This window comes from Moorena sp. SIO3H5 (assembly GCF_010692395.1).
Lineage (GTDB): Bacteria > Cyanobacteriota > Cyanobacteriia > Cyanobacteriales > Coleofasciculaceae > Moorena.
This window is the reverse complement of the sequence record NZ_JAAHHS010000499.1, coordinates 1-5,031: the sequence shown is the minus strand read 5'-3', so window position 1 is coordinate 5,031 and position 5,031 is coordinate 1. Positions and strand designations below refer to the sequence as shown.

Annotated in this window: 4 protein-coding genes; 1 reads left to right on the top strand and 3 read right to left on the bottom strand. The window is 43.4% G+C overall.

Going from position 1 to position 5,031, the window contains the following annotated elements; translation table 11 throughout:
- Positions 1-1,527: cellulase family glycosylhydrolase (locus F6K52_RS32230; RefSeq protein WP_293088509.1), on the bottom strand; the 1,527-nt coding region annotated here is incomplete at its 3' end.
- A 1,229-nt stretch (positions 1,528-2,756) separates the two neighbouring features.
- Here F6K52_RS32230 and F6K52_RS32225 point away from each other — a divergent pair.
- Positions 2,757-3,536: a hypothetical protein gene (locus tag F6K52_RS32225; RefSeq protein ID WP_293088507.1), complete on the top strand. Its 780-nt coding sequence runs from the start codon at positions 2,757-2,759 to the stop codon at positions 3,534-3,536.
- Positions 3,537-3,817: 281 nt separating this feature from the next.
- Here F6K52_RS32225 and F6K52_RS32220 read toward each other — a convergent pair whose 3' ends face one another.
- Positions 3,818-4,189: a hypothetical protein gene (locus F6K52_RS32220; protein ID WP_293088505.1), complete on the bottom strand. Its 372-nt coding sequence runs from the start codon at positions 4,187-4,189 to the stop codon at positions 3,818-3,820.
- A 497-nt stretch (positions 4,190-4,686) separates the two neighbouring features.
- Positions 4,687-5,031: hypothetical protein (locus F6K52_RS32215; RefSeq protein WP_293088503.1), on the bottom strand; the 345-nt coding region annotated here is incomplete at its 5' end.

Sequence of the window (5,031 nt, the reverse complement as noted above, 5' to 3'; positions counted from 1 at the left end):
GCTCCTGGGTGTGGAATTAGATAGGGGTGGAGGTAGTGGTGCGACGCTCCTGGATGGCTGCCCACTTGGTATTGCTGTAGGCATTTGCCCGATTGAGTTGGGTTGGGAATTCGGCAATGGCGTGGGCATTGGTTTAGTTTTGCCTGGTGGGAAACTTGGTCGCGGTATCGAAATTGAGGGGATAATCGGAGCAACTCCCACATTCGGGGCGAAATTGTTGGCAATTAGCAGTCCCTGAAGCAGTTGTTGCTTAGGAGCCTCAACACTCTGCCAATCATCTTGCAGGATTCCGCCAGTATCACGACTATTGGGATTCCAACTCCAGTAGGCAAAACTTAGATTGTTTCGATTAATGTAATCTACCAGCCGCCGCTTCCACAGTCCCTCTGTTGAGTTAGGGTCTACCTCCTTACCACCGAATTCTCCGATCAAAATCGGCGCAATGCCTTCTCTAGCGATATAGTTCCAAGCAATTTCCCACCGGTATTCCAAATTGTTAGGGAAACTCGGTTCTGAAAACCAAGGGTGATTGAAAACTCCAGGGCCATATTCATGGGGGGAATAGACCAGCTTATTAGGATTAGACAAACGTACTGGATATTCCCTAACCCCTTCCAGATTACCCCCATGCCAATGGGTCGCTAGTCGTTGACCTGGAACATTCTTTTCTACACCTTCAACAACTATCAGCCATTTGGGGTTGACCGCAAGAATGGCATTACCAGCCCTCTGTGCTGCCAGTCGCCAGTCAGTAGCGAGATCGTTTGTTCCCCAGCTGGCTGGACCATGGGGTTCATTTTTCAGGTCTGCGCCAATCACATTAGGCTGATTACGGTAACGATTTGCCAGCATTTTCCAGGTTTCTATCCAATCAGTTTCCGTAAACCCATCCCCATACCATAATGGAGGAATAACTTGGTCATTGAGTTGGTGACAGTCCAACAAAATTAATATCCCTTGCTGCTGGGCTTCCTTGATAATGGCATCCATCACCTCCAAGGGCGATTTACCGTAAAGTTCGCGATTGTTACCGATGTTGAAATCAATCCCACTGACCTCTGAAGCCCTGAGCGATTGGATAGAAAAGGGCAGCCGAATCATGTTGTAGCCCAAGCTTTTGATCTGCGCCAACATATCCTTGTAGTCTCGTTTCCACAACCCATGAGGAGCATGCAAGTCTGTCTCAATCCCAAACCAGTTCACCCCTCTGAGTAATATCGGGCGACCTAAGGAATCAAGTAGTTGTGATCCTTGAGTATAAAGAGGTAGCTGCATGGTTCTTGCGGTATTGGCTGCATCAACAGGATGCTGAGAAGGCAAGGTTAATTCCATCAGGGATAAAAAGACTAACCCTAAGCCAAGAACAATGATTCGCCAAGGGAGTCTAAATTTGCTTCGCCGGTACTTAGGAAGCCTACTATGCCCAGGCTTGCGCCGTCGAAACTGCCCGAAATGGCTAATGATTGTCAGCAGGATAGTTGATAGGATGCGGGCAACTCGGGATATGTGCCGGAAAAATCTAGACATCGGTTTCTACAAGAGAAGAAGTAGAGTTGGTTACAACAGCTGCGAGCCGTGGCAAATTTAATAATTAGATGCGGAAAGCGCACCTAGGAACTTGAGATTGAGCTTCCTTCACCCTGAGGTGCGACCCAAGGCCGCGAGGGATTGCTCGCGGCCTTGGAGGCCCGCACCTTAACTAACTCGAAAAACTAAATTAAGCAACTATATATAGGGCAATGGCTAGGTGACCATAGACAATCCCTTAATATCAATACCCAAAACTAGCGCTAATGTCAGTGTATCTTCTCAAAACCTAAACCATACAATTCCCCTGATTAAAAATCTTGTAATGCTTGATGGGTAAAGGGTAGAGTCGCGCACCTAAGGAATTTATGGGGGGCACACAACCTTCACAAAGTATTTTGAGGTGCGACCCAAGGCCGCGAGGGATTGCTCGCGGCCTTGGAGGCGCGCACCTAACAGATTCCAAAGACTAAGCCAGGGTAGGTATTTAAAAAACTCAACAAATTTTTGGGGGGCATACAGTCAAACCCTTATTGAACATGGGTTTTAGCTCCATAACCCTTTTTATTTTTCCCCACATCCACCTTCCCCTTGGTTTTTGAGGGAGTATTCTGACCTAAATAAACTTTGAATTGTAAAGTTCTCATGAATTGTAAAGTTCTCAGGTGATCACAAGGAACTGCAAGTTTCAATCTAGAAGGAGTTTATATACCTTCAGTACTTATTCCTAGAAATATACCTTCACTACTTATTCCTACAAATCTAGCGTTTATCGCACTTATGAGGTGCATTTTTTTACTTTAATTCCCTATCTTGATGCACCGCATCCCTATTAAATATTCTCTATTTCCTGTTCCCTGTTCCCTAAAATCCGAAGATGTGTACCTCATGGCTATGATTAGGGATATATACCTTCACTACTTATTCCTACAAATATACCTTTACTACTTATTCCTACAAATATACCTTCACTAGTTATTCATATAAAATTCATAAACTTAGTGAAGGGTTTCATAAAACTTTTATCAAACATGGGATAACTACAGATTAATTTAAAGAAAAGCCAAAGTATTAAAGGGTGCAGCTACAAAAAACTACTTCTGCCGCTGACCACCAATAAGAAGTTAGCGAAAGACTAAAAACTTCACAACTTCATGAAAACTTGGCAAAGTCTTACGCGGCTCAGATTAAATGGCTGATGCGGCAACTATCCAAGGAAACTACTGATTATGACATCTCCGATTAAACAATTTGTCCTGAAACCGATCGTATTTTCAGCTGCACTGTTTGCAGTCCTAACCATACCACTAGCTTGGTTTGGCTCTAGACCTTTAAATATTGAAGTGCAACAGGAGCCAGTGTTTGACGGTAAACTAATAGACGTAGCTACACCTTACTTGGGCTTAGCAGCGCTACTAAGTCTGACTCTAGGAACTGCTACAGTGGCCATGACCGGATGGCGCTCCGCTGACCGCAACCGGTCTGATATAGAGGCACAGTTATCGGGTCTTGAGGAAAATCTCAAGAAAAAGGAGGAATTGTTAGAGACACTTCAGCTCTCAGACTCTAGATTAGATGCTTCTGGACTCAGGGACTTTACCTCAGAGAAAGACACTTCACTATCTTTGAACGACAACTACCAGCCCATTACCAATCTTGAGCAAGTCACTTCTGAATCCTTGCCCAAAAACTACCATCCGATTGCCGAAACTGGGTCGGTAAGTGAACCCGTAATAATTACCACTCAACCAGTCGATCATGAAGCATCCACTCAATCCCCCACTAAACCTGACTTGGACGTGCGAGCAGCTACGGCTAGGTTTGCATCGGTTCAATCATTTCTAGCCTATGCTCCAGCCAATGCTGCTCAGGAGCCACAGATGAAACCAACTCCCCTTAATGGTGATGAGTTTGACCAACTCTACACTAAAGTTCAGCATCTTATGTCTCAGATGGTCGCTGTAAAAAAGGCTATGGAAAGAAAGTCACCGAAAACCTCACTCGAATAGTCGGTCTGCAGATAGTTACCAAAAAAACTTGGTAATGGCTAATTCTTAGATATTGATAGTTAAGTCATATCAAGGGTTAGTCATTATCTTTTCTTACCAGTCAAACCGGAATCTTACCACGTAATGTTTTAATAAAAGCCCTAATCACCTCAGCTGGAGTCTGTCTAGATTGAGGTAAACACGATCAGAAAAATACTTTTGCCCATAGGTCTACCGTCAAGATCGCTGCTAAATGCCTTGAATGCACCCAAACTCATGCAGTTACATCATATGCACTGACATCAATTCAGTTCAGAATCCGTAGAAAGCATCGCTACAATGCGGTCGAACCTTTTCCTATTTTGCCAACCTAGCCACAGGGGGAGAACTTGGGCTTCTGCTAATTCGAGTACCAAGGATTGAATTTCTTGGTCAGATGCCTGTCCATAAAGCAGTAGTACTAAGAACCCATCGAGTTGCCGTGCCATTGTTTTAGCTTGAGGTAAGGCATCTATAGCTTCAGTCCAATGAACAGGGAACATCAAATGAAGTGGCTTATCCTCTCCCATGTGGATTAGAGTCGGTTTGAGGAGATTGCAAGTGCCATGAGGTCCCTCGTACCAAGGGCGATGATTTTCTAGGTACGCAGCTTCTGACTTTACCCAAGTATTCATTTTGTACCTCTAAGTTTATTATAGCTCTTATTTTCTTTATGGTAATTGATGAAAAATGGATTCGCTAAAATTATTTGTAGTCTACAACGAATAAATGCTCTTAGGGTTTGCTTTTGATAATTTATTCAATGGTTGATTCGTTAAAAAAAACATGGATTGGTAGTATTTACTCATTTATGCAATTTTATAATGCTTAAATTAATTTAAAAAAAATCCATAGTTTGCAATTGTTTTTTTAGTTATCTATAAGTTATACTTAAGTTAAAAAATAATATAAATTGTTCACCAATTTATATTATTTTAAATTCCTACACCTGTGAGGCTGGAATAACTTACTAGGAAGGGTTTTTTTTCAGTTATTGTTCTGACCAATAGTCAAGATTTAGAATGACAGTAACCTGGAATGAACGAGAAAAATTTCCCTTTACCTTTATCCTTTGGTAAAACTTGATCCTTTCTTGATGCAAAGCGTGAGTGAGAAGAACCACTGCAGTCGCTTATGGCCAATGGATCTGTGTGCGGAACCTGCGTCCGCACCGCTGTTTGTCCCGTGGAACGGCAGTGGATCCTAGGGGAAAACCCCGCAGGTCGGGGCTGCCTCTCCAAGACCGCGCTGCCTCCCCAAGACCATAATGGTGCGTTTGACCCGTAATTAAATTCGCCACGGGTCGCACCTCTGCATCGCTTTTACAATTAGGAAAAAATTCGCGCAAAAATTGCCACATTTCCCCCGCCCGGGCTCCACACTTCCCACACTTCCCTTCTTTATTTACAAAGATTAGATGCACCTGATCAGCAAAGGACAAGGGGTGATCGAAAAACTTGATCTCTAAAAACCTGGA